Source organism: Adlercreutzia mucosicola DSM 19490 (genome assembly GCF_000422625.1).
Classification (GTDB): Bacteria; Actinomycetota; Coriobacteriia; order Coriobacteriales; family Eggerthellaceae; genus Adlercreutzia; species Adlercreutzia mucosicola.
Genome location: NZ_AUGK01000007.1, coordinates 1 through 23,812 on the forward strand (window position 1 = coordinate 1; position 23,812 = coordinate 23,812).

The window sequence follows — 23,812 nt, forward strand, 5'->3', positions numbered from 1 at the left end:
GTGTGTTTGGCAATAGCAAAGTCGACATTTTGGCCTGACTAAAATCGACACTTTGGCACCGCCGACCCCCCCTGTCTTTACCGTCTTCCTAGCATGAGCGAATCTCCCATCCGCTTGCTCTCACCTCCGAACTCCACCAGCCGCCCGTGATGGACTATCCGGTCTATGGCCGCTGCCGCGAGCTTCTCGTCGCCGAGAACGGTTCCCCACTTGCTGAACTCGATGTTGGTGGTGAGGATGAGGCTCCGTCTCTCGTAGCAGCTGGAAATGACCTGGAACAGCAGGCGCGCACCCTCCAGATCTATGGGTATATAGCCGAACTCGTCCATTATCACGAGATCGCTCTTCTCTATGTCCGCCAGGTACTTGTCGAGCGCCTCCTCGCGGTTCGCCTTCAAGAGAGCCAGGACGAGCCCTGCCGTGCCGAAGAACCTCACCATCTTGCCGGCATTCACGGCCGCTGACCCCACGGCTATTGCCAGATGCGTCTTGCCCCGCCCGGTCTGGCCGTGGAACACGAAGTCCTGGGCGTGCTCGATGAAGTCGAGCGACATGAGATCGTCCCTGCCGTAGCCCTCCGGGAAGCTCACCTGCGAGAAGTCGTATCCGTCGAACGACTTGAGCTGGGGGAACGCTGCCTTGCGGAACAGCCTCTCGCGCTTGCGCCGCTCGCGCACGCGCTGCTCGTGCTCTATGAGCGCGCATGCCATCCTGAGCTGCCCGGCGGAGGCCTCCTCGCAGAACCAGTCGCACGACTCGTTGGAGAAGTACATCGATCGGGCCAGCTCTCTGAAGGCGGCCACGTCGCCCTTCGGTTTTGGGGCCATGGTCACACCCCCTTCCGTGCGAGGGCGTCGTAGACGCTGAGGTCCACTGGCTCGTCGTAGCGGATCGGGGTGCTCGTTCGCGAGAGGACGGCCATGTGCATCCCGGCCTCGTCGATCCGCCCGGTGCTCTCGAGCGCGGTTGCCGCCGCTTCCACCATGGCTTCCCACCCGCTCTGCGCCGCCACGTTCCTCATCAGGCGCAGCCGCTCGGCGAGCGCGTCTCGGCCCAGCCCGTCCATGTACTCGCGCAGCTCATCTGCGACAGCCGCCCTCACCCGACTGTTCCTCCAGGCGCCCGGCTTCCTGGCGAGGAGGGCGAGCTGGCTCGCGGGGTTCGATGTGTCACTCGGCGCGTCCCCGTAGGCGCGCGTATGGGTGGCGATAACCGTCCCGCCCGCATCCGCGACGACCACCTCGCGCGCCCTGATGGCGCAGATGACCTCGGTCAGCGCGAACTCGGGCGAAGTCGAGTATAAGTGCCGGGATTCCAGGCGAACGCGGCCCAGCTTGTCGGTTCGCCTCCTCTCGTAGCGCACCACGTCGAAGGGGGCAGGCGGCAGCCCGAGCAGCGCCACTCTGTCCTCCATGAACAGCGCCCGCTCCTCCTCGCCCTTGGCCCAGTGGGGCTTCTCCGCTAGCGCCATGCAGCGGGCGAGCAGCGTCTTGTTGAAGCGCCTGCCGCCGTCGAAGGAGGGCACGGGGACGAAGAGGTTGCGCCTGATGTAGCCCACCTTGTTCTCGACGGAGCCCTTCTCGTGGCCGGAGTTGGGGTTGCAGAACGAGAACGCGAAGCCGTAGTGGGCGGCGAACGCCGAGAACAGCCCGGCGGTCCTCACGGCATCGCCGATCTTGCGGCCGACGCCGGCGGCGTTGTCGAAGACGATGCGGGCGGGCACGCCGCCCAGGTACTCGAAGATGTCCTTCAGTGCCTGGCAGACGCACTCGGCGTTCTCTCCGGGGAACACCTGAGCCAGCCCCACGTTGGAGAACGGGAACGTGAGCACGAAATAGCTCAGGCGGCGCCTCACGCCCGCGACGTAGAAGTCGGCCTCCCCGAAATCCGCCTGCGCCTCGCCTGGCGCCCATACCAGGTCCAGGAAGCGCTCCCCGCCGATGCCGAGCTCTTTCTTCAGCTTGCCCACGTAGTGGCGAACAGTCGACTCGCTGACCTCGGCCCCCAGCTCGTCCGTCAGCCTCTGCCAAATGCGCTTGGCGGTGTGGCGCTGCTTGCGCCAGCCCTTCGCGTCGTCTTCCAGCCACGAGGCGATCGTTGGCCTGTACTGGTCGAGGACGCTCCCGCGCTCCCTTTTGACCGGGGGTCTCGGGGAGAGGTCCTCTTCCTCCAGGTACTTGTACACCGTGTCTCTGGAAATCTCCAGCGTTTTGGCTATATGGGCGATTGGCCGCCCCTCCATCCTCATCTGCCTTATAGAATAGATCTTGGACATGCTGATCATTGCCTTCCCAGCCTTTCTCGTCGTTACCGAAGCAAGACAAGAATAGCCCTTGGTGGTGGTCGGCATGTTCACTGCCAAAGTGCCGGAATCCTACATGCCACAGTGTCGACTTCTACTGTGCCATACACACCACGCGCTGAAGATCTGCACGCCCCGGTAGGGCATCGCGCCGAGCAGCGGCATCGGCAGCGCCATGAGCACGGCCAGGCGAACCGGTGCCGCGTGGCGCGACTTCAGGGCCTCGGCGCGCAGGCCCGCGAGCAGGCCGCCTTTCTTGCCCGTCATGCCGCCACCTCCCCGCGCGCTCGTCGCCCCTCCCGGCAGACGCTCATGAAGAGTTCCTCGAGGTCCTGCCCGGGCCGAAGCGCATCCTCGTAGGCGAGGCGCCCCCCGTAGATGATGCCGATGGTGTCCGCCATCTGCTGCACCTCGGAGAGGATGTGGCTCGAGACGATCACCGTCGTGCCCGCCGCCGCGAAGCCGCGGATCTGGTCGCGCAGCTCCTCGATGCCGATGGGGTCGAGGCCGTTGGTGGGCTCGTCGAGCACGAGCAGGCGTGGCCGGGCGATCAGCGCCAGCGCGAGCCCCAGGCGCTGCCGCATGCCCATCGAGAAGCGCCCGGCGCGCTTCTTCCCGGTGTCCGTGAGGTCCACGGCGGCGAGCACCTCATCTACGCGGCTCTCGGGAAGGCCCAGCAGCGTGGTGCGCACGCGCAGGTTCTCGCGCGCGGTGAGGTTGGGGTAGAGCGGCGCCTCCTCGATGAGGCTGCCGATTGCGTAGAGGTCCTCGCGGCGCCAGGCGTGCCCGGCAAAGAGGATCTCCCCGGCCGTCGGCCGCAGCATCCCGCAGATCATCTTGAGCGTTGTCGACTTGCCCGCGCCGTTGGGGCCGAGCAGGCCGTACACCTCTCCCTCGCGGATGTGGAGGCTCACGTCCGCCACGGCATCCTGCGCCTGGTCGCCGCGGCCGAAGCGCTTGGTGAGCCCGCGCGTCTCGAGCATGTAACCCATGGGTTCGTCCTTTCTCTTCCGGGCGCGCGGGCCGAGTCGCCGTGCCCGCGCGCCTTGCCTTTCGGGTTCACCATCCATGGTGGGGCGCGTTTCTAACGAAGCCGTAACGGCCGTTGGGCTCTTTTGGCGCCAGCCCTTCTCGACCCGTACGCCACTCATGGTATGTTTATCGCGATAATATGGACGGAGGTGCCCGCGGCACGCAATAAGTACCCGGAGGAGACGGTCGAGAAGATTCTCGACGTTGCCGAGCGGCTCCTCGTGGAGCGCGGCTGCGAGCACACCACGATGATCTGAAGAGCAATACGCTAAATCGAAAAAGGCAAACCCTGGAGACGTGATTTTCGCCATAACGAGCAAGAATATCGAAGATGTCTGCACACCATTGGCGTAGGAAGGGGAACAGCCGGTTGCAATCAGCGGACACTCTTGCGCGTATGCGACCGAAAGCATTATCCCGAGATACCTAGCATATTTAGCTACTGCTCAGGACTTTCAGATATCCAAACGAAAGGTAGCGAAAGGGACAAAGGTAATCGAAGCCGCGCCTGTGGACTTATCGAGGGTCGAGATTCCCGCCCCATCCATCGGCACCCAGCGGAAGGCCGTCGACATCCTCGATCGCTTCGACACCCTAACGAAATCGCTCACCGACGGTATCCCTGCCGAGATCGAGGCACGCCGGGCGCAGTACGGGTACTACCGCGACCGCCTGCTCGACTTCCCGCGCAAGGCAGGCGCCACGCGCAGCATGTTCTGTATCTTGGACATCGGCTCGATGTCGACGTAGACGTTGAGCGTGACCATGGTGTTTCCCTCTATGCCGAGAGGCTGTATAAGCCGCTGTGGCGGGCGACGATTCGTGCCCTCCCAAAAAAAACATGCGTAAGATCGAGCGGAGGCTGAGCCTGCCGAATCGGAGCAATAGCACCCGAAAAAGCGCTAGAAAACTCACCGATTTCGCGGGGCGCTGATGGCGCGAAGGCGGATGTTGGGAAGATGATACGGCGGATTTGTCACGTCGAGTTGGCCGTCTGCAATCTGAATCGTTCGGCGGTTTTGTTTGTTATAGCCGATGCCGTACGAAACGTACCGAAATGTGTGCGCATAGGTGCGGCTCGTCTCTATACCTTGGCTTTCGGTTGCCAACTAATTTGCGATCAGCCTGAAATAAGGCGACGATTGGGATCCTCTAACTCGGATTTCCCGCTCGGTTCCTAAGGCGCTTAGAGCTGGCTCATAAGGGCAAAAACAAAGCCACCCGCGACGATTCTTTCAGTCATCGCTCTTGTGTATCCCTCATGACCTGCGGAAATGCAAGACGTTAAAGCCACTGGCTACGATTTACTTTGCCAAACGGGTGTCGAAGAGGATAGTCGGCTGTTTTGGCGTTCATATCGGACGTTTCAGGGCCTCAAAACTAACCCGTTTTTGTCCCCGGGACAAAAACGAAACTGCGGGCTTGCGGTTTCGAAATGGTTTGCGAATTTGTCCCAGGGTTTGTCCCAAACGCCTACGCGAGGACACGCGGAGGGATTCGGCGGCAAGGTGGACAAAACCGACAATCAAACTAGACCCAATTGGAATGGCGCCGCAACAAACGAGCGTGAAAGAGTGGGAATAGAATAATCTGCTCCGTTTGTCGTTCTAGTCGGGCGCTTCTTTTAAGGAGGCGCTCGTTTCTTTTAAGGAGCGTTTTCGTGGATGTTTTGCAGTTTATGCGCGATCGTCGGACTTAAAGCGTTATTTGAAACAGATCCCTATTATTGCTCATGTCAAAACCTTCCCAAATATGGTAAGGTTTTGACATGAGCAAATACGAGGAAATATACGAAGTAGCAGCCGATAACTACGGGATTGTGACCCGGGATGAAGCGGCTAGCATGGGGATCTCCGATAAGGAGCTGTCCCGTTTTACCTCTGATGGAAGGCTGAGCCGTATCGGGTACGGCGTCTACCGCATTAAGCACCACGTTCCCGGTAATCTTGATCCTTACGCCGAAAGCGTTGCTCTAGCGGGTCCCGGTGCGTACCTCTACGGCGAATCTGTCCTCGCCATGTTCGCGCTCTGCCCCACCAATCCCGCCAAGATGTTCATCGGTACTCCGAGGCGCATCCGCAGAAAGCTACCCGAGGGAATGAAGGTGGTGCAGCGAAAGGACGCCAAGGACGTTACCGAGTACGAGGGCATACCCTCACAGACGGTCGGGGCGGCCATTCGCTCCTGCGTGGGCAAGATTATGCCCGATAGGCTTCGGGATGCCGTTTGGAAAGCGTGGCGGCAGGGTCTATTGAGGAAAGACGAGGCGGAGAAGCTCGATAGGGAGGTGGCAGCCTGATGCCAAAGAGGCCGAACAGTCGCAGGAACCTCGATATTGCGATTGAGCGAATCGCAGGACGCGGCCAAGATTTCGTCCAAGCGCGCACGGTTATGGCGGATGCCGTGGTAGCGCAGATGCTGCCGGATGGTGCCGTCAAGGGCGGGAGCGCCCTAAAGCTCCGGTTCGGCGATGAGGGAACCCGCTTCAGCGAGGATCTCGACACTGCCAGGGCATCCCACATCGAGGAGTACATTGGAGCGTTGGGCGACGCGCTCGAAGCGGGATGGCAGGGCTTTACGGGGGCAGTCGTGAGAAGAGAGCCCGCGACGCCCGCAGGGATACCTGCAAGCTATGTCATGCAGCCCTACGATGTGAAGCTGAGCTACCTTGGCAAGTCCTGGGTGACGGTCCAGCTTGAGGTTGGCCACAACGAGATCGGCGATGCTGACGAGCCGGACATGATTGTTCCGCAAGATGCAGCTAGGCTTTTCGAGGCCCTCGGATTCGATCCGCCTTCAGCTATTCCCGTCATGCGACTCAGCCACCAGATCTCCCAGAAGCTGCACGGCCTGTCCGAGGGAGGATCCAGGCGCGCTCACGATCTTGTGGACCTTCAACTGATCTTCCAGAAGGGCGATGCCAATCTTGCAGAGACGCGCTCGACATGCGAGCGTCTCTTCGCCTACCGAGGCCAACAGTCCTGGCCTCCTGTTGTTGAAGTTGGCACGAATTGGGAATCGCTGTATGCTGAAGCAGCGGAAGGGCTTGCTGTTATCCAGGACGTGGGGGATGCTGTGGAGTGGGCTAACCGTTTCATTGAAGAGATCGCCAAATAGCTGTTTTCAGCGAATAGTCCGTTTGGGCTAGTAGTGACAGGCTGATGCCGTGACTTCAAATCGTGATGTTGTCATCATTAATTCTTCTGTCGATGGCCGATGCCTTCTATTAAAAAGGAGTGTCGTCGTCATAAGCGTTTTGGAGTCGTGTGTTCGAAACGGCATAGCCAGGGTTCGAGACATTTTCTGGAGGTTCTGAGTCTAATAATGCAACCGTGTCTTTAACTCGCTGCAAAAGTTCATCATAAGTAATAACAACAATGCCGGTAAGGCAGTTTCTAAAATTTTCAAAAGAGGAGAGCTTATCCCGATCAAATGAGCCGTTGCTTCCTTCAAGTTCGGAGGTGTTGCCAATGATGATGACGCACTGGGGATTGAACGCCTCAAATGATTCACCTGTGCTAATTCTTATGTTGGCGAATTCATTCAGTATGCTTTGTCTGTAGCTAAGAACCTGTGCTATTGCGCCGCTTAGATCCCCGCTTACACTGAAGCTACTGTTTCGATATCTATTTCCGAGCAGTTTGGTTCTCGGTGTTTTTATTTCAACGATAGAAATATTACTCGTTATTTTGTTTTGAAAGATGAAGTCAGCGATGTTGCCCCCAGCGTTTGAGATTGCTTTGCCCCCGACATAAGACTTCGAATCGTAAAGCGTGTATGGGGTTGAGAAAATCTGCGAAATAAGCCACTGATATTTTATGAAAACCTTGTTCTGCCAAAATTCTTCATCGCCGTTTTGAAGATTCGCCTCGATTTCTTTTGCCGCTCTTTTCATCTGCTCGAGGTTTAGGCCCGAAGCTAATTGCTGTAAATTTCCGTCCTCCATCTCGCCCAGTATTGCCTGAAGCTCTGTATGCGTTGTTCCAGTGGTCAAGAGGCGCAGTAATTCCTTAATTAGAGCAAACGTTTCATCAGTGCTGATCATTCGCGCCGCAGAGGGATCCTTTCGCAAAAGCTGAAGCAAAGATCTGGAAGCATTATCTAACTCCACGTAAGTTGTTCTACCGTATGAAATACCTCCTATGGTCTCGTGTAACTGATACAGTTTTCGGAGTCCTTCATACAGATTACGAGCTTCTTCTGTTCTAAGAGTCAGCTCAAGGGAGTCTCCTTTCCTGATGTCTTTCTTAGAAATAGTTTTCTGATCGTCCTGCGAAGGAAAGATTGAATCGCCTTTGCCTTTGACTTCATACACGATTTTCCCGCTCACGCTATTATCGGGATGGTTCTCATTGTTTACAAGAACTGGCTCAAAGCTGAATCGATGTGTATCCGTCTCATCTCGAAGAAGAAATGGGGTCACATCGGCTGTGTTTCTTGAAGTTGAAGTTACATTGATGGAGCCCCCAGGGGCATCCGCCTCGTTGTTAAACACATATCTCATTTCTAGACTTCCTGGTCGCGTGCTGTCTGCAAATTTGCAGATCCCTTATCAAGTACGTGCATCAATTGGCTAGCGAGTGAAATCTGCTCAACAGCCTCTTGTTTAGAAATGTCCCTATTACCGTGGGATATCGGATTTCTGTACGAGGAGAGAAACCCTTCAAAAAGAAGCTTGACGCCTCTACCATAGCTTTTTTCGGAAGGGGTTTTCCAATTAGAAACCGGATATGCCCCATTTTCAGAGAGAAGAGCTCCAACGATCTCAGTTGCTTCTTTTGGTTCGACCGAGGTGGGTCTAACTTGATTAAAGATGTCGCGAAGCCTTTGCTCGACCTCTTTAATCGCTTTTTCAGCAGCGGGTCCAAAATGACCATCCGCATATAAACCAAATGACGAATTTTTAATGCGCGGATGAATCGTGTTCCATAATGCAAGATTAAATGGTTCTATTTTTAGGTTTTTAATGATTATAAATAGCTCTCCAAAAGCGGAAGGATTTATCGAGTATGAGCTACCTATGCCACCTCCGAAAAGTACAGAGGCGATCCCAAGAAGCTCGTCAGAGAAAAACGGGTATTCGTCCTTTACCATATTGGCTAAATCTAATAACTGCGCGCGAACTGATTGAAGCGTCCTGCGGTCAATGAATGGCACGCTGCCGTTTATGAGCTCTCTATTTATATTTTGCGTCCAGATCCAGAATCTATCAATTAGCTTGATGTAATTTGACTGTGAAGACATATATGAATCCTGTTTCATTCAGAGCCGTTTACTTCATCGATTCGCTCGCTGAAGACACATCCAGCTTGAGTCCAAGAGCCCTTATAACCTTCTGCACTGTGTCAAAGGAGGGATTTCCGGTGGGAGAAAGCGCTTTGTAGAGTCCGTCGCGCGTTATACCAGTCTCCCTGGAGAGCAGGGTCATTCCCCTTGCTCGAGCGATATCGCCGAGAGCAGCAGAGATTACAGAAGTATTTCCATTTTCCAGTGCGGCGTTTAGATAGGCCGCCATATCTTCCTCAGTCTTCAGGTGTTCGGAAGCATCCCATTTCGTTGCTGTCTTCATATCCGTCCTATATTGGTTGTTATCGGCATTGAACCATTTGGTGGGCTCAACTGCTTTCAAAATCTATTATGCCATATTGTATATTATACTATACATCTAAACAATGATGTACTGACGGCGTAATTAATTTCCATATTGGATCATCGGGCAGATGTTTTTCGGCGACTACAAAGTGATACTGTATCTAGCTGGAAATCTCAGACTGTGCGGTGCGAAATGATAAGAAATGCCCATGCAACACTGTTTTTCGCTTATCCGTTTCAGAGTGGGATAGAACATATATTCGGTCTCTGCTCGTTTTGAGCAGTTTACTCCAGTTCACAGAGATTGGCCAAACAGTCTCTGCTCTCTAAGCCCCTGACGACAAATGTCTTCGCTCGGGGGTAGAGGATCCCTGCGCTCGCCTATATGGTTATTACCGGGATGAGCGCACATGGGGCATGCTGGCGAATTGTGGAAGTCGGGAGGGAGTCAAGCAGCCTGCTTGTAAATCTGAACCAAGGAAGCCTTGTTGATCTGAGATCTTTCCCTGTTGAACACTTGACGCTCTATCTCGGAGTCTTGTTTTAAGTGCAAGCCAGGGGCGTCGTGCTCCGATTTCGAGAGAAGCGCTAGGGTCCCATCGTTCTTTTGCCCAACATGATGGTACTCGTAGCTTATGCCGTTCTCATCAATAGGGTTGAGCCCCTTCTCCATTCTCTGTACGTTTGTGAGACCGTTTTCGTCAATGCGCTTCATATCGATCTCTCTGGAGAGTATGCGCCTGGTACCTTCCGGCGTTTTGATTACGCACTCCTTAAGCCCCGCGTTCTTGTAGACCTCGTACTCGTCCATGTTTCGCATATTTCGAATTGTCTGGAGAGAGTATTTTGACTCCAGCTGGACCGTTGCGGCTTCATTCATAGTGAGGCCGGCTTCTCCGGCTTTCTTCGCGTACTTTGACGCGCGTAAAAGACCAATGCCCTCAACGCTGGCGCCGGTGACAGCGCCGATAATCGCACCGGTCTTGTAACCCTCGCTAGCCGAAAGAGCGGCCGACTTGATCGCCTCGTCTATCTCGCCGGTTTGAACCTCGGTCGCTATTCCAGCGAAGACTCCCGATATCGTGGCGTCTATTGCAGCTCCAGCGATAGCTCCGCCTGTCGCGAAGGTGAAGAGGGCCGTTACCGTGGCAGGAGCGCCGACAGTCGGAGCGAGCACGGTGACGGTCGCACAAACGACGATGACACCCGTTCCTGTTGCCACGTTAGTTGCCACCTGCTCCCAGGTATCGTCGAAATCCTCGAAAGGCTTCACCACGGTCTGACCGCCTTCGGCAGTGAATACATAGGGTGCGTCTCCGAAATAGTCCCTAATCTCGGATAGCGTATAGCCGAAGAAGACGTTCTCCTGGGAGTTGTATTTCAGTTCGTCCAGGTATTCTTGCGAGACGTAGGCGACCTCAACCTCATCGATGAGGAAATCATCGGAGTCCAATGATTCTCGAAGGCTTACGTAGACGCTTTCCTCAAGTCCCTCGACCACCTCGGGGTCGGAGGGTGTCGAATACTCCTCAGGGAATTGATAGGATACGGGCTCGACTATCTCTGAATCCGAGGATGTTGAGGGGGTGCAGCCGGAAAGTGCCAGGCATCCACAGAGCAGCAGTGCTAACAGCCTTTTCATTTCTCGTCCTCCTCGCCGTTGCTCAGGAGTTTGGGATCGGTCTTCGCTTCAAGTTGGGCTGTCTCTTCCGAGAGAGCCGGGCGCTTGCGCCTCCTGTTCAACAGCAGGGCGACAATGATGACGAGCGCCGCTGCAGCGAGCAATGCGACAAGGACAATAGGGAAGCCCTTGTCTTCGGGCTCCTCGACCTCGGGCGCAGCGATCGGCGTCTGCTCGGGCGTGATGAGCATTCCCTCGTCGCTGATCGCGTCGCCTTCGGCGAGCCGTGCGTTGATGGTTTCGATGGGGAGTCCCGTTACCGCGTAGCACTTAAGCACGGGGTCGTTACCCACGTAGATCTTCTTCACGGTCTCCTGGCCCGTGCTTGGATTCGAGGCGGTGATGGTGTAGATGCCTTCCTCGGTATACTCGTCGCCGTCGCGAGCAGGTCCGTTGAAGCGCGTGTCCTCGACGAGGCCGTTGCTACCGGCGGCTAGCAGCTCCTTCTTTATGTTGATGTTGAGGTATCGCGATTTCGCGAGATCAAGGTAGAACCCGTTAGGAGCGTAAGCCTCGTTAGTTAACTCAGAGTGCGTTACGAGATCGAACGGGAAGACCATGCAGTTGCCGTTCCTCACCTCAAAGTAGAAGTCAATCTTGTAGTTCGCATACTCGGGAACGAGCGACACCGGCCCAACCTTCCTCGGGTCGTTGCGCACCTCATAGTCAAGCTGAACTTCGTAGTTGCCCTCTTCGAGAAAGACCACCTCGGTCTCAGCGCCCTGTTCGATTCCTTCGAGATAGTTGGTATAGATCTGGGGCTCGCCGGTGGCGTTCTGATAGTTGGTCTGGCGAATGATGAGCGCGCCGCGTCCGAAGTCGGTCCTATCTATCCCGAAATGCTGGTTGTAGCCGTCCGTATCTGCGTTGACTTTCAGGTTCTCGTTGCCGTTCAGGGCGTCGAGGTTCTGGTCGAGTCTGAATGTCAGCCTGATCTGGTCATCGGTCGTCTTCAGGAACACCGGGTAGCCTTGCGCGCTCTCGGTCTCGCTTGTGTATCCGCTGATGATGAACTGACCGAGATTCCAACCGAAGTGCCAATCGTCTCGGGAAAACTCGTTGGTCTCGTTATAGCCGGTGTCAAGTCCGGCGTTCGCGGCCGTGCCGATGTAGAAGACCTGCTCGTTGGCCTCGTCGGCGAGAGCGAGCGCGGGAGCCAGAACCATCGCTAGTGATGCCGCGCACAGGCAGCCCATGAGTTTTTTGATCATATGAATCCTCCGATTATCTCGTCGGGTTAAATAGCGTTTCCTTCGGCATCACCGATTGTCTGCCTGCCTCTCGTTCCCCAGTGGAGTCGCCCGTTGCTTGGATGTACTGGGCGAAATCATCACGTCAATTTTACCCTATGTAGTTGCGGGCCATTTCGATGACATATACGCGGTCGCTGTTGGGGCTGTTCGTCTAGAATGGAGGCAACAATAGCGGCGACAAGGAGCGTGAAATGATCCTTCGGGAATGCAGCCATTCGGCGCCACCAACCTACGAAAGCCGTGCCCCGAAAGCCCTCAGGGCCATCGTGTGCGGGGCTGCTGTGGGCGATGCGCTTGGGGTGCCCTATGAGTGCATGGAGCGTGGCACTTTCGAATGCGCGGGCATGGTCGGCGGGGGAGCGCACGGGATGCCTGCGGGCACGTTCTCGGACGACACGTCGCTTTTGCTTGCGACCTGCGACAGCATCGGAGCTTGCGGCGGCATCGATGTCGACGACATGCGCCGCCGCTTCAGGTCGTGGCTCTATGAGGGTACGTATACCGTCGACGGGCATGCTTTCGGGGTCGGCAACGCCACCGCTACCGCGCTTTGCCAGGGGTTCGGCTGCGACGGGGAGCGCTCCAACGGCAACGGATCACTCATGCGCATCGCGCCGCTGGCCCTTACCGATGCGATCGACGACGAGGTCAGGGCAGTGTCGGCCATCACGCATGCCCATCCGATATCCACGGAGTCCTGCGTTTTCTTCGTGCGCGTCCTGAGGAACGTGCTGGAGGGGGAGGGGCTGGAAGGCGCCATCGGGCGCAACATCCCCGACGACGGGCGCTTCGCCTTCCTGGAGGCCATCCAGGAGCTGCCTCGCGACGAGATCAGCTCGACGGGCTACGTCCTGGACACCTTGGGCGCCGCGCCCTGGTGCGCGTGCAACACCGGCAGCTTCGAGGAATGCGTGACGGAGGCGGTGAACCTGGGCGACGACTCCGACACCACCGCCTGCGTCGCCGGCGCGCTGGCAGCCGCCCTCTACGGCTACGATTCTATTCCCCGGCAATGGCTGGGCCAGCTCCGCGGGAAAGAGGTTATCGAGCGGTGTCTATTCTGATGGCCAGTGAGACAACGACCGATCGTGGGTCTGGAGCGCTGGAGGCCATTGGCGATAGCTGCCCTAAGTACGTGGTCTCGATGGACCCTGTTGCCGTGGGCAGGAATGGCATCACCCGTCTGAGGCCCATCGGCTTTCTCAGTGACGAATCATTGCGCCGCTTGGGTTTCGCTCATCGGGTGCCCGATTCATTGTTTGCGTCCGTGCAACTTAAAAGTGTCGTTAGCGCGTTTGAGGCTTTGTAACGACGAAATTTCATGATAAAGTGTCGTTAGAATACTATATAAGACTTTAATAGCTCTAAAGTGTCGTTAGGATGCGCTATGAAAATAGAGAACAACGGGCAGGGCTTTCTCAGGAAAAACCTTACAGGAGAGCTGGAGTACTCTTCATTCGTGCCAACTCCGCTATCGAACGTGGCCGCCCTGGAGCTTAGCTCTGACACTGTAAAGTTGCTCAGCGCTTGCTCGAGGAAGATTGGCGAGCTTGAAGGTATGCTCAGATTTGTTCCGAATGCTTCGATGTATCTGGCGATGTACGTCCGCAAGGAAGCCTTGCTGTCGGCGCAAATTGAAGGAACGCAGTGCACGTTTGACGATATTCTCGACCCGTCCAATGTCGGACTTACTCGCAAAGATGTGTCCGACGTGGTCGCCTACGTTAAGGCGACGGAGTATGCGGTGAAAAGGATGCAGACGCTTCCCCTGTGTGCGCGTCTTCTTAAGGAGACGCATGAAGTGTTGCTTGAGGGGACGCGCGGACAGGAAAAGGATCCCGGACAGATGAGAGTCTCTCAAAACTGGATAGGTCCAGCCGGCTGCACTCTGCGCGATGCATCGTTCGTTCCTCCAAACGTCGACGATATGGCCGATACTCTTTCAGAAATGGAGGCATTCGTAAACAACGAGCACGGAATTGACCCTATTGTGAAAGCGGCGCTCGTTCATTATCAGTTTGAGACGATTCATCCGTTTCTCGATGGCAACGGAAGAATCGGAAGGCTCCTGATAACGCTCTCGCTAATGAACGATGGCGTTCTGAGCGGTGCGGTGTTCTATCCTTCCTACCAGCTGAAGCTGCGGCGAAGCGAGTACTACGCCATGCTAACCAAGGTGCGCGAGTGCGGCGCCTACACAGAATGGGTCGAATTCTTCTGCGACTGTTTGCTGGCAAGCGCCGAGGATGCGGTTAGGGCGATGGAGTTGCTTGTCAACCTGAGGAACAAAAACGCATCCCTCATCAACGAGGAAATGGGACGGTCGGTCGGCAACGGCCAAAGACTTTTGGAGCTGATTGAGGGCAATCCGATTGTCGATGTGAACTTTGTGGCAGAGCAACTCGAGATTTCAAGGACAACTGCGGTGAAATTGGTGAAGGCTTTCTGCGACCTGGGCATATTGGCACAGCTTGAGGCTAACAAGCAGCGATATCGGGTCTATCTGTACGAAGATTATCTCGCCATTCTTCGGCGCGGGGGAGATCCGTTGTAGACGCCGTGGAGGGAAGCGCCTTATTCGCGGGGCGTTGCGCCTGTCAAGCGCCTGATGGTCTAAATGCGTCGTTAGCTCAGTTGCCAATCCTCTAACGATACTTTATCTCGGTAATCTTTCCTTAGATGATGGCCAGGGGCTGTAGCGACTTTAACCTGTCGTTAGAAAAGTCCGAGCCGACAGCTGCGGCTGCCGGCTCGGGCGAAAACACAGGGTATGCCGGGGGGCGGATGGTATTCCTACTTGTTCTCCTCCACGATGCGCTGGTAGGCCTTCGTGTCGGCGTAGATCTGGTCCTTCAGCGGGTTCAGCTTCAGCTTGCGGATGCGGTGGAACTGGTAGACCGCAAGCGCCGCGTTCGACGCGAGCGCGAGCAGGCTTACCACGAAGAACGCCGTGGGGTTGTGCGTGGTCGGAATGGGGGCGAGCACGTCGGCGAACTGGGGCACCGTCATCACGAACATAATCCAGAGGGCCAGCGTCTGCGCCCGGTGCTGCAGCCACGCGCCGCGTTTGATGAAGAACGTCGGGATGGTGCACGCCAGAAGCAGCGCCAGGCCGCAGTAGGCGGAGTGGTCCGAGATGCAGTTGTAGGTGTAGGCGAAGTTCCAAAGATCGTAGGCGATGACCCAGGCCCAGATCATGTCCGGCCAGATCATGTCCTTCGAGGAGTCCTTCGAGATGAAAATGCCGAACCAGCCGCAGATCGTGATGATGTTCAAGATGCCCGCAATGCCGTTCATGATGTTCCACGGGCCCGAAATGGTCCAGAGGTTCTCAACGACGCCGCCCTCCCACAGCGCGAAGCCGAACACCTGGAAGTCGCGGATGACCGCCTCGGCGATGTTGATTGCCAGAATGAGTGGCGGGAAGCAGAGCGCCCAGCGCTTCTCGTAGAGGTAGTGGGTCTTGCCGTCCGCTCCGCGCCATTTCACGAAGCGCAGGGCGATGAACCCGAGGCATCCGGCCAGCGCAGAATAGGTTTTCACCCAGTTGAACCAGGTGCCCGTGCCGTATTCGTTGCCGGGCGCGGCGGTTTCGGGCCACACGAAGAGCGTGAGCGCAATCGGCACAAGGGCGAACAGAACGAGCCCGCACCACAGCTTGACGCGGCCCAGCTCGTTGAAGGCCATCAAAGCGAAGAGAACGAAAAGCCAAATGACCCAATAGATCGGATCGGCTGCCTGATAGAGGATGCCCATGAGGTCTCCTTTCGTCGTGCCTCCGCGTGCCTTGCGAGCGGGGATGCGGCTTGCGGTGCATTCTTACGCGAACCGATTTGCTTGGAGTCTAGCAAATGCCTGAACTGCGATATTTCACAAAATGCTATGATTTGTGAAGGACATTTTGAAGAGGAGAGGCGGGGCGATTCAAAGGATGGCGATCAAGCGCGATTATGGGAAAATGACGCCGCTGCAGGCAGCTGGCTGTTTGCGGGAAAGGCGCCGTGACCTGAAGGAGTCGCGGCGGCTGACCGACACGCCAGGCGCGATTGTGGCCGCGGCGCGCAAGCTCTTCGAGCGGCAGGGGGTGCGGGCGACGTCCGTTGCGTCCATTGCGCGGGAGGCGAATGTCACGCGCGAGCTCGTCTACTACCACTTCGCGAACCGCAACGGCGTGATCGAGGCGGTCATCGACGACTACGTGGAAGATTTGGTCGAAAGCGTGATCGTGTGGAACGAGGCGAGAATCTTCGGCGACACGCCCGGATCGCTGAAGAAGTGCATCCGGACGTTTCGGTACTCGCTCTACGATGGGGCGGGAAGGCCGCGTCCGATGATAGCCGTGCTCGAGGAGCTGGGCGTGAGGGATGCCTTCGACGTGCGCGCCACGCGCGAGGCGGCGGACTGCCTGGCGAATCATATCGCGAAGGAGTACGCGGCCTATCATCAGGTCGAAATCGAGCTCGTGCATGAAATGTTTTGCGTTGTGATTTTCGGTTTGGTGGGCCTGATGAAGGTGAATCCCCAGATAGAAGACGACGTCCTCATGAAGGTGGTAGAGCAAACCCTCCGCCTCGACATGGTGCCGATCGAATCGGAGGAGGGGTGAGTGCTCCACGAGCACCCATCGACAAAGCGAATCGCCTGCACGAACAGCTCTCGCTATTTGCCACTTGGTGCTTAGAGTCCGGCTGTCTCAGCTAGGCTGGCCAATATATGCGAACGAGGGGCAGGATTGCTCGCGTGTCCATGTCGGCGTTGTCGTAGTTGTCTACAATAAGGCGAACGAGCTGATCGAGATTTAGCAGCTTTATGGGCATGAGCGCCCGATCCGCTTCGTAAACAGCCTCCTTGGTGAAACCTCCTGTGCTCACATAGAGCCCACTGTCGGTGCTTCGAAGGCCGCCGATGAAAGAGCGCAACGCGGGAGCGTTCATGGCCTCCTTGCGATGCTTGACTTCGACTACGATGCGGGGCGATTCGAGTCCGAGTCCGTCAGGCGATGCGATGATGTCACGCCCGCCATCGGAGCCTCTCGAAGTCATTGAGGTTTTGTAGCCCATGGAGCGAAGAACGCCTGCGACGAGGTATTCCATATCATCCCAGCTAAGTTGCAGTACGCGATCCTTGATTCGCTCGATACCGTCTTCGGCCGTGGCTTCGCGAACCTCGGACGAATTCTCCTCTTCCTGCTCTTCCTCTGCAGCCGAGGGCGTGCCGTTTGACGCCTTCTCCAGTTCGCGCAAGGTGTCGGCGGAAACGGCAAACAAGGTTGAAATGCTGCCCAAGGAATGCTTGGCGCGTGCCGAGAGGGCATCACGTGGAGCCGTGAATTCCCAGTTGACCGCACGGCGATAGGATCCGTCGTCATCGTCGGAATCCTTCGGGGGCACGAACGCGCAAGGACCCGACACTTTGCCGATATGGTACAAGCGAGTTGCGGGATCATACATGACCACCGTCGATCCCTTGGTTATTTCGGTGGCGAAGCGGAAAATCATTCCTGCGTTGGCGGCAACGACTTGGCGCGAGGCATCGGGAAACTGAGCCCGGTACAAAGCTTTGATGCCATCTTTGCTAAGTGCGGAAATATCGGCGCCGTCTAGGTTCCAATAAATGGCAATGTAGCCGCCATTGATCCATTCAGGGGCCCTGACGCCTCCCTTACCGGCTCGAACAATCCATGCAGGCATACGACTCCTTCGACAAAGTGATTGGTCGTATTATAAATCGAGTTTGTTGACTTGCCCTCGGATTGAACGGCGCCAATCGAATGCGTACAGACAATCGCCACGACACTCAAGATGGCGAAGAACGACGGGTCTTCGAAACGATGAAATGAATGATGGCGAGAAATCATCAGGCGATGTTGCTCTTGCTCGTGCGACTTCCCAAATGGGTCTCTTGGAAGAAGCGGACCGAGCAACACGCCTATTGCTTCGCTAGCAGGGGGGAATGCGTCGAGAATGGGCGAGTGTTGCGGCCACGATATCAAGAGCGTAAATGTAGATGGGGAAGGCCGTCGATTGCCAAGGGGCCAAACGCTGTCGCGCTGGTCGCAATCGAGCGAAAGGGGCTGAGTCCAGTCAGGCTCTTTATGACGCTTCTACTTATCAATGAAGTCTGATGCCCGTAGTGTGCATTCTAGATATGCTTCATAAAATGCGTTGCCGTATGTCTCATACGTTGTGGTGTTTGTTTTATGGTGGCGAGAAAGCTATATCTGATGATGTGCGCGCTTGGAGGTGTGAGCTCGAGATGCGTTCCCAGTATGCGTGCATTGTGCATTATGAAGCCTCTGCTCCAAAGACATCTCTGATCTGTTGCCGGGTATAGCGAGCCTCGACCTCTTTCGTTACGAGAACCGTGAGGTTGTCGAGTGACCGAGTTAGCGCCACATACAATATATGTTTTGTCTTGTTGTCGTCTGTCTTGTCTCCCAAAAGATAAGGAGCGAGATCGGTAGTAAGGATAAACAGACATTTCTCGTGCTCAAGTCCTTTGATGGCCTCTATTGATTTGACTGCGATCGCGTTGTTTTCGGTGCAATCGTTGACTGTAAGTGCTTCGGCCATTCTCGCGTATCTCTTTGCGTCATAATCGTAGCATCCGTCATTTATGCCTTTGCTGATTGCGAGTCTAATAGTCCTATCATCTCTTGCGGATGCGATCATCTGCCCGGCGATATAATAAGCGAGGCGGTTGACCTCCAGCTCCGTCATTGCGCCACCGTGTTTCTCCTTGATGGCAACGTTTAGCTCGTGCTGAAGGGAGTTAAAGTCGGCGTCTCCATCGATATTTTCGTGTGTGTTGAAGCGGTCGTTTTTTCTGCTGATGTAAGCAAGACCAAATTCGCCACTTGCGATGAGGCCATTGACATCTTCGTCGGCCTCAAACAGTATATCTATACTCCCGATGCTGTTTGTCTCATCTGCCACTTGTTTTTCTTTTTCGCAGGCTAGCCGATTTGACACTTGTAGATGAAGCTGCGGGGATCTATGGCATTCGCAGCTATAGCTAACATTATTGAGGTATGTGTCTACTAGATCACGGAAGCACCCATATCCTCTGACATCCTGTTTTGGGTCTCCGCAAAGCTCAATATCGAGACCTGCGTGGTCTAGCGCGAGCAGGACATCGCGGATATCCTTGTCGATATCCTGCGCCTCGTCTACAAGGATCTTGTGGCAGTACCCCGCAAACATAGCGACGACCTCGGCGCGCATCGCTTTTGTGCGCGCATTGTCTTGCGCTCTTCCGTAGACAACCCACTTTGCCCTTTCAGGAATGGCAACTTGGTGGAGCAATTGCATGCTCTCGAGTTCGCTTAGCCTCGCTCTGCGGTATGAGGGGGTTGACGGCAAACTAATAGTCGAAATCTTCTTGTATTTAGAACCATATAGTAGATGATAATAAGGGCGCACAAGTTCAGAATAAAGAAATGAGTGAATAGTGCTGATTTTTATGTTGTCGGGTATCGTCCCATTTTGTCTTATGAGTCTATCCCTGATGTTGTCGGCAGCCGCGTTGGTGAAGGCAACGCAGTAGACGATCCTTCTGTCTGGCGCGTCAACGCTCAAAACGCGCATTGCCATTCTTGATGTTTTGCCTGAGCCGGCTCCAGCGACCTCTATTCTCATGAGATGCCTGATTCCGCAGAGGACCCTGAATCAACAGGCTTAAGGAGAAAGTCCAAGACGTCTTGTATATGTTGGGGCATTCTGAATCCTGCGAGTTCGCCTGCTATGAGATCTTGGCATATTTTCAACATAACGTCCGCTTTTCTGTTATTGCGCCAATCCTCCTGAAGATCTTCGTCGCTCATCTTTTCCCAGCCGTAGATTGAGCCATACTTCCCTACCAGTAAAGCATGATTGGTCCCTGTTTTAACGATGTCTTCCTCGAGTGTGTAGCCAGCCGTCGTTCTCACGCAAATCTGTTCGTCTGCAAGGGCGTCGTGGTCGGCCTTGGCTTTCGGCTGATTATCGTAGTCTCTTACGATGCCGAGTCTATTGTGGCTACCCGTGTTTACCTTTTTCCATATCTTTATGATGTTTCGGTAGCCCTTATGGAAAGACAAGACTTTTACATCATTCAGAGCTGTATGAGCCTGTAGGTATGCCTTGATAAGCAATTCCTCTGTAATTCCTTCCACAAGAATGAGTCTACGCGAAAAAAGCAACTTGAAAATGTCAGTATTGGGATTGTTGGTGAGATAATCTAGCTCGTCGGCAGTGAGCTCTTGCTTGAGACTGGATGCAGTACCTCCGTGAAGCACGATCACTCTGTCGAGGCCGACCTTGTTCACGAGTTCCGCGTCGTGAGTTGAATAGAGTATCTGCGTGTGGGTGTTTTTACCCCCAAACACCTTGAGGAGGCTTGCCATAAGCAAAACATTGTTCACACAAAGATGCGCCTCGGGCTCCTCAACGCTAACGACTCTAAGAGACAGGTCGCGGTCTTCGTTGAGATACGCGTTGAGCATAACTGCCATAAGGATTAGGTTGCGGTGCCCAAGACCTTGGAAAGCAAGGCTTTCGTTGCTATAGCCAAGGCGAATGCTGCCGAGAATGCTGCTCATCTGGGGCATGTTTGGCAAAATGCTAATTTTTTTGAAGAAATCTCCCGCATTCGGGACATTCGAGTATTCCTGCCAATTAATCACCGCATCTAGTTTAGCCGCTTTGCGAATTGTAGAGAGAAGGTCGCCATAGCCCTGTTCGATGCTCTTTTGGCCATTGGCATCGATGCCGCTTTGGAAGAGTCCCACTAAGGCGCGAGAGCCAAGCCTGTCTGCACTTGCGGCGAAATTGTCGCGTTCTGCCGGAAGACTTATATGCCTAAAGCGAGAAAGTGTTTCATATGGGATACGACTTCCGCCAATCGTATCGGGAACATCGATTGTGTGTTTGTAAAGATTCATTGGAAGTAGACTCATCTCTATCTCGCAAACATCTGTGCCGTCAGCAAGTAGATCCTTGGTCAAGTTGAGCAACTTCGGAGCATCTCCAACGAGCCACCTGTAGCGAAGCCTTGCAACAGGGCTATTATTTTCATTTACTAGCAGGTTCTTGAGGTCATAGCCATCTGCCGCGCTGCCTTGAATGTCGACAACGACTGTGATGACCGGGACATGCTGACACAGGGTTTCAGCGTCTATGCTCCCGTCGAGAATATCCGCTTTACGAGCGTCGATAAAGGCGTAGTATTCTGCTTTGGCCTCGTTGTTTATGTCGAACCACGAGAGGTTCTTGCCAAAGTTGTTGTCATCGGATGCGAAAGGAAGCGCTATGGCTCTCAAGAAGTTCGATTTGCCGCTGTTGTTTTCGCCGACCAGCGCGACGAGGTTATCGAGCTGCGCATCAACGCTTCTTAAATTGCGATAATTCTCGATCTGGACTCTTGTAATCTTCATGTGTGCTACCAATTCTCGGTTCTACGCGTATATGCGATGTTGTTCGTTTGCATCATGTTGTGGCGTTTGTCGTCGAGGTCCCAGAAGACAGCAACTTTCGTAGTTCTGCGCGTATGGCATCTATTGGTTCATCCTTTGCGGCACCGTACGCAAGAAGAGCGATCTCCAATTCTTGATTGTTGCGTGCTAGTAGTGTCATACCGCTGCTTGCACTATTGAATTTCTTCGCAAGGGAACGAATATTATCGTTAAGTACTCTATCACAGAGGATCGAGAATCTCACTTGGATCAGTCGCAATAGTTCGCTCTTTTCTTCATCGGTTCGTACCTTTGCGTGAGAGACTCCGGTAGTGTAGAGGTTCCTAATTTGAATATATTCGACGACATTTGCTCTTGCGCAATCGAGAGCAGCTTCTCGCAGTTATCGATTTGCTGTTCTTTCGTCTTGCGCTTATGATCGTCGGCGCATTTCCTTCTCTCGATCTTCTCGTTATGCCAGTTACTGAGCATCGTGGTGCTGATGCTGGTGATTGCCCCAATGGTAGCACCAAGAAGGGTGGGCAGTGCACTGATTAACGGCTGAAAGTCCATCCATGTCCAATGTGTAGTGGTCCGACAACAGAAGATTTCATGCGATCTCTCCTTATTCTGTTATTTATGCTAAAACGCTGTCAGGGTGATTACTGGTGAATTTTTTGAATGTTCGCGGAATACTTTCGTGCGACCTGTTTGAATTTCGCAAAGGCTGACTTTCGGCGGTCTATGAACGAACTATATCCTGCATTGGTGTGCGTTTTGCAATTAGAGTAAGAAAGCATCTGCTAAAGGGCAGTGCGTGTGAAAGGAGCGCTTATGAAAAGATTGGACCTTGAGCCCACGGCGGCAAATATTCTTGCGTGCATGGACAAGGATATCGCGTCTCGAAATGCAGATATCAAGCGCTTCATTTCATTGCTGGATGGGATAGAGCCGCCATTCTCTATATGCATTGACGCGCCCTGGGGTGATGGAAAGACGATGTTTGTGAAATCTGTCCAAATGATTCTAGAGGCTAGGAATCCCAATGTTGGTTCTGATGTGGGGAGAAATGCACTTTCCTGGGCAGTGGACGAGGGCTCGATGGGGACAGAGGTCTCCGGGTTTCTTCCCGTCTACTTCAACGCGTGGATGAATGATATGTTGGATAATCCGCTTGGCTCCGTGATCGCGTCGATGGCAGCAGATTGCGAAGTTGATTGCGATGCACCGAGAAGCGGGATGCTGCAGAAAGCGGCGGCTGTCGTAGACTCAATTGGCGGATTATTGGGGCACGGTCCGAACATATCCGCGGCAGTAAGCGAATTTGGCGGCAATCGACTAATCGACGAGTATCGGAATAGGCGAAAGCTGGAAGAGGAGATATCCGATTTCATCGATAGCGTATTGGCAGAGAGAGCGGAAAAGCTGGTGCTGTGTATCGATGAACTGGATCGGTGTAGGCCCGAGTACGCAATTCGTCTTCTGGGTGACATTAAAAACCTTTTTGAAAATGAGAGAGTCATCATTGTGTACTCAATGGATCTGATGCAATTGGCAAATGCTTTGGAGGGCTTCTATGGGAGCTCCTTTGCGACTCGAAAATACTTAGAACGGTTTTATGATAAACGTTTCGAGATGATTCCAGTAAGAGAGCAAAACTACTTTAACGAAACCACAGTCCCCCAATACAGCAGCGGACGATTCGATGCCATAGTGGTCGAATTGCTTCAGGCGACGTCCGGCACGATGAGGGACATGAATAGGCTTAAGATGACTATTCGTGATGCGGAAAAATATGCGAAGCGCTCACGAGTTGGTACTGATTTTGGCGTTGCACTTGCCGATGCAGGACTGCTGCCTGTGTTTATCTTTTTGGAGCACGAAGCTCCCGAAGTTTGGCGTAGGGTGCGCATGGCGCAGTCGCTTGAAAAGGTATATGATTTTGGAGCAAAGTCACCAGCGTTTGTCGATTTTCTCGACTCGGCCATACGCTCCGCTTATCCTAATATTGGGGAAGTGGATGACGATGTCCGCAGAAAGTACGTCATGGATCTATGCTGCCTCATCTTCATCGACGAAAATAGCACCGATGAAAGACGTGTAAAAGCCTATCAGGATCTGGGACATTTGTTTTGGATGGCGATGGATGTTGACGCGCTGCGCTCGTTTGATTTTCGCAGATACAAAGGTAACCAATAAGCCTATGTTTTACGCTTGTGATTTTGGGATTGTGCGACTGCCAAGTTAGAGGCTGGCTGCTGGTACGGTCCAGGCTCTTGCGCAAATCGACTCAGTCGGCGGCACGATCGCTCGTCCAGCAGCGACACGTCCGGGTGCTACCTCGCCTCCCACTCCCTGCGGTAACGTACAATCTTTTGCGCACTTTGACGGCAGCATAGTCTAGATACAGAAAGACATGGCGTCCGCCGTTGGTATGATTGAGTTGTCTGGATTCGCTCAACCGGGCGGCAGAGCTATGCCCGATCCCATCGTAGCATTCGACGAGGCGGCTGTGTGCGGCG

At 54.6% G+C, this 23,812-nt stretch carries 20 protein-coding genes; 7 read left to right on the plus strand and 13 right to left on the minus strand.

Going from position 1 to position 23,812, the window contains the following annotated elements; translation table 11 throughout:
• Positions 1-77: 77 nt before the first annotated feature.
• From istB to G503_RS0105115, 4 genes are all read right to left on the minus strand, one after another.
• Positions 78-827, minus strand: a complete 750-nt coding sequence (gene istB / locus G503_RS0105100; RefSeq protein ID WP_035021893.1) for an IS21-like element helper ATPase IstB — start codon at positions 825-827, stop codon at positions 78-80.
• A gap of 2 nt (positions 828-829) precedes the next feature.
• Positions 830-2,275, minus strand: a complete 1,446-nt coding sequence (gene istA / locus G503_RS0105105; RefSeq protein WP_235715498.1) for an IS21 family transposase — start codon at positions 2,273-2,275, stop codon at positions 830-832.
• Positions 2,276-2,374: 99 nt separating this feature from the next.
• Positions 2,375-2,569 carry a hypothetical protein gene (locus G503_RS0105110; protein WP_028026734.1) on the minus strand — a complete coding sequence of 65 codons (195 nt, stop codon included), beginning with the start codon at positions 2,567-2,569 and terminating at the stop codon, positions 2,375-2,377.
• Positions 2,566-3,294, minus strand: a complete 729-nt coding sequence (locus G503_RS0105115; protein ID WP_028026735.1) for a lantibiotic protection ABC transporter ATP-binding protein — start codon at positions 3,292-3,294, stop codon at positions 2,566-2,568. Before G503_RS0105115 ends, G503_RS0105110 begins: the two co-directional genes overlap by 4 nt.
• A 454-nt stretch (positions 3,295-3,748) precedes the next feature.
• Between G503_RS0105115 and G503_RS13820 the strand changes: the two genes are divergently transcribed.
• The 3 genes from G503_RS13820 to G503_RS0105135 all read left to right on the plus strand — a co-directional run bounded on the left by G503_RS13820 (position 3,749) and on the right by G503_RS0105135 (position 6,451).
• Positions 3,749-4,084: a restriction endonuclease subunit S gene (locus G503_RS13820; RefSeq protein ID WP_084636293.1), complete on the plus strand. Its 336-nt coding sequence runs from the start codon at positions 3,749-3,751 to the stop codon at positions 4,082-4,084.
• Between the two features lie 1,018 nt (positions 4,085-5,102).
• The gene (locus G503_RS0105130; protein ID WP_028026736.1) at positions 5,103-5,633 is read left to right on the plus strand and encodes a type IV toxin-antitoxin system AbiEi family antitoxin domain-containing protein; all 531 of its coding nucleotides are present in this window, start codon (positions 5,103-5,105) and stop codon (positions 5,631-5,633) included.
• Positions 5,633-6,451 (plus strand): nucleotidyl transferase AbiEii/AbiGii toxin family protein, encoded by an 819-nt coding sequence (locus G503_RS0105135; RefSeq protein ID WP_028026737.1) that lies wholly within the window; start codon positions 5,633-5,635, stop codon positions 6,449-6,451. Before G503_RS0105130 ends, G503_RS0105135 begins: the two co-directional genes overlap by 1 nt.
• Positions 6,452-6,560: 109 nt before the next feature.
• On the opposite strand, the gene G503_RS15955 is transcribed toward G503_RS0105135, so the two are convergent.
• The 5 genes from G503_RS15955 to G503_RS13835 all read right to left on the minus strand — a co-directional run bounded on the left by G503_RS15955 (position 6,561) and on the right by G503_RS13835 (position 11,818).
• Positions 6,561-7,829, minus strand: coding sequence for a Shedu immune nuclease family protein (locus G503_RS15955; RefSeq protein WP_169628144.1), 1,269 nt, complete (start codon positions 7,827-7,829; stop codon positions 6,561-6,563).
• Positions 7,830-7,840: 11 nt separating this feature from the next.
• Positions 7,841-8,596 carry a TIGR02391 family protein gene (locus tag G503_RS15960; protein WP_084636295.1) on the minus strand — a complete coding sequence of 252 codons (756 nt, stop codon included), beginning with the start codon at positions 8,594-8,596 and terminating at the stop codon, positions 7,841-7,843.
• 10 nt (positions 8,597-8,606) lie between these two features.
• Entirely contained in the window at positions 8,607-8,903 is a 297-nt protein-coding gene (locus tag G503_RS15965) for an addiction module antidote protein (protein WP_084636296.1), read from the minus strand.
• 471 nt (positions 8,904-9,374) lie between these two features.
• Positions 9,375-10,568 carry an HNH/ENDO VII family nuclease gene (locus tag G503_RS15570; RefSeq protein ID WP_051190949.1) on the minus strand — a complete coding sequence of 398 codons (1,194 nt, stop codon included), beginning with the start codon at positions 10,566-10,568 and terminating at the stop codon, positions 9,375-9,377.
• Entirely contained in the window at positions 10,565-11,818 is a 1,254-nt protein-coding gene (locus G503_RS13835; protein WP_156891936.1) for a hypothetical protein, read from the minus strand. Before G503_RS13835 ends, G503_RS15570 begins: the two co-directional genes overlap by 4 nt.
• A 233-nt stretch (positions 11,819-12,051) precedes the next feature.
• On the opposite strand from G503_RS13835, the gene G503_RS0105155 reads away from it, so the two are divergent.
• Positions 12,052-12,924, plus strand: a complete 873-nt coding sequence (locus tag G503_RS0105155) for an ADP-ribosylglycohydrolase family protein (protein WP_051190951.1) — start codon at positions 12,052-12,054, stop codon at positions 12,922-12,924.
• A gap of 323 nt (positions 12,925-13,247) precedes the next feature.
• The gene (locus G503_RS0105165) at positions 13,248-14,414 is read left to right on the plus strand and encodes a Fic family protein (RefSeq protein ID WP_028026740.1); all 1,167 of its coding nucleotides are present in this window, start codon (positions 13,248-13,250) and stop codon (positions 14,412-14,414) included.
• Between the two features lie 239 nt (positions 14,415-14,653).
• Here the strand turns inward: G503_RS0105165 and G503_RS0105170 are convergent, their stop codons facing one another.
• A complete protein-coding gene (locus G503_RS0105170; protein WP_028026741.1) occupies positions 14,654-15,616 on the minus strand; it encodes a DUF5692 family protein in 963 nt (320 codons plus the stop codon).
• Between the two features lie 175 nt (positions 15,617-15,791).
• Here G503_RS0105170 and G503_RS0105175 point away from each other — a divergent pair, with 175 nt between their 5' ends.
• Positions 15,792-16,466, plus strand: a complete 675-nt coding sequence (locus tag G503_RS0105175; RefSeq protein ID WP_028026742.1) for a TetR/AcrR family transcriptional regulator — start codon at positions 15,792-15,794, stop codon at positions 16,464-16,466.
• Between the two features lie 91 nt (positions 16,467-16,557).
• Here G503_RS0105175 and G503_RS0105180 read toward each other — a convergent pair whose 3' ends face one another.
• The 3 genes from G503_RS0105180 to G503_RS13840 form a co-directional block, all read right to left on the minus strand.
• Positions 16,558-17,550, minus strand: a complete 993-nt coding sequence (locus G503_RS0105180; protein ID WP_202805165.1) for a restriction endonuclease — start codon at positions 17,548-17,550, stop codon at positions 16,558-16,560.
• Positions 17,551-18,144: 594 nt separating this feature from the next.
• A complete protein-coding gene (locus tag G503_RS0105185; RefSeq protein WP_084636297.1) occupies positions 18,145-19,497 on the minus strand; it encodes a UvrD-helicase domain-containing protein in 1,353 nt (450 codons plus the stop codon).
• A complete protein-coding gene (locus tag G503_RS13840) occupies positions 19,494-21,272 on the minus strand; it encodes an ATP-dependent nuclease (protein ID WP_051190952.1) in 1,779 nt (592 codons plus the stop codon). Before G503_RS13840 ends, G503_RS0105185 begins: the two co-directional genes overlap by 4 nt.
• A gap of 852 nt (positions 21,273-22,124) precedes the next feature.
• Here G503_RS13840 and G503_RS0105200 point away from each other — a divergent pair.
• Positions 22,125-23,489: a KAP family P-loop NTPase fold protein gene (locus tag G503_RS0105200; protein WP_028026746.1), complete on the plus strand. Its 1,365-nt coding sequence runs from the start codon at positions 22,125-22,127 to the stop codon at positions 23,487-23,489.
• Positions 23,490-23,812 lie beyond the last annotated feature (323 nt).

Excerpts from the sequence above, each read along its gene's own strand:
- istB (WP_035021893.1), bottom strand. The coding sequence starts at position 827 with ATGGCCCCAAAACCGAAGGGCGACGTGGCCGCCTTCAGAGAGCTGGCC.
- istA (WP_235715498.1), bottom strand. The coding sequence starts at position 2,275 with ATGTCCAAGATCTATTCTATAAGGCAGATGAGGATGGAGGGGCGGCCA.
- G503_RS0105110 (WP_028026734.1), bottom strand. The coding sequence starts at position 2,569 with ATGACGGGCAAGAAAGGCGGCCTGCTCGCGGGCCTGCGCGCCGAGGCC.
- G503_RS0105115 (WP_028026735.1), bottom strand. The coding sequence starts at position 3,294 with ATGGGTTACATGCTCGAGACGCGCGGGCTCACCAAGCGCTTCGGCCGC.
- G503_RS0105130 (WP_028026736.1), top strand. The coding sequence starts at position 5,103 with ATGAGCAAATACGAGGAAATATACGAAGTAGCAGCCGATAACTACGGG.
- G503_RS0105135 (WP_028026737.1), top strand. The coding sequence starts at position 5,633 with ATGCCAAAGAGGCCGAACAGTCGCAGGAACCTCGATATTGCGATTGAG.
- G503_RS15960 (WP_084636295.1), bottom strand. The coding sequence starts at position 8,596 with ATGAAACAGGATTCATATATGTCTTCACAGTCAAATTACATCAAGCTA.
- G503_RS15965 (WP_084636296.1), bottom strand. The coding sequence starts at position 8,903 with ATGAAGACAGCAACGAAATGGGATGCTTCCGAACACCTGAAGACTGAG.
- G503_RS15570 (WP_051190949.1), bottom strand. The coding sequence starts at position 10,568 with ATGAAAAGGCTGTTAGCACTGCTGCTCTGTGGATGCCTGGCACTTTCC.
- G503_RS13835 (WP_156891936.1), bottom strand. The coding sequence starts at position 11,818 with ATGATCAAAAAACTCATGGGCTGCCTGTGCGCGGCATCACTAGCGATG.
- G503_RS0105155 (WP_051190951.1), top strand. The coding sequence starts at position 12,052 with ATGATCCTTCGGGAATGCAGCCATTCGGCGCCACCAACCTACGAAAGC.
- G503_RS0105165 (WP_028026740.1), top strand. The coding sequence starts at position 13,248 with ATGAAAATAGAGAACAACGGGCAGGGCTTTCTCAGGAAAAACCTTACA.
- G503_RS0105170 (WP_028026741.1), bottom strand. The coding sequence starts at position 15,616 with ATGGGCATCCTCTATCAGGCAGCCGATCCGATCTATTGGGTCATTTGG.
- G503_RS0105175 (WP_028026742.1), top strand. The coding sequence starts at position 15,792 with ATGGCGATCAAGCGCGATTATGGGAAAATGACGCCGCTGCAGGCAGCT.
- G503_RS0105180 (WP_202805165.1), bottom strand. The coding sequence starts at position 17,550 with ATGCCTGCATGGATTGTTCGAGCCGGTAAGGGAGGCGTCAGGGCCCCT.
- G503_RS0105185 (WP_084636297.1), bottom strand. The coding sequence starts at position 19,497 with ATGAGAATAGAGGTCGCTGGAGCCGGCTCAGGCAAAACATCAAGAATG.
- G503_RS13840 (WP_051190952.1), bottom strand. The coding sequence starts at position 21,272 with ATGAAGATTACAAGAGTCCAGATCGAGAATTATCGCAATTTAAGAAGC.
- G503_RS0105200 (WP_028026746.1), top strand. The coding sequence starts at position 22,125 with ATGAAAAGATTGGACCTTGAGCCCACGGCGGCAAATATTCTTGCGTGC.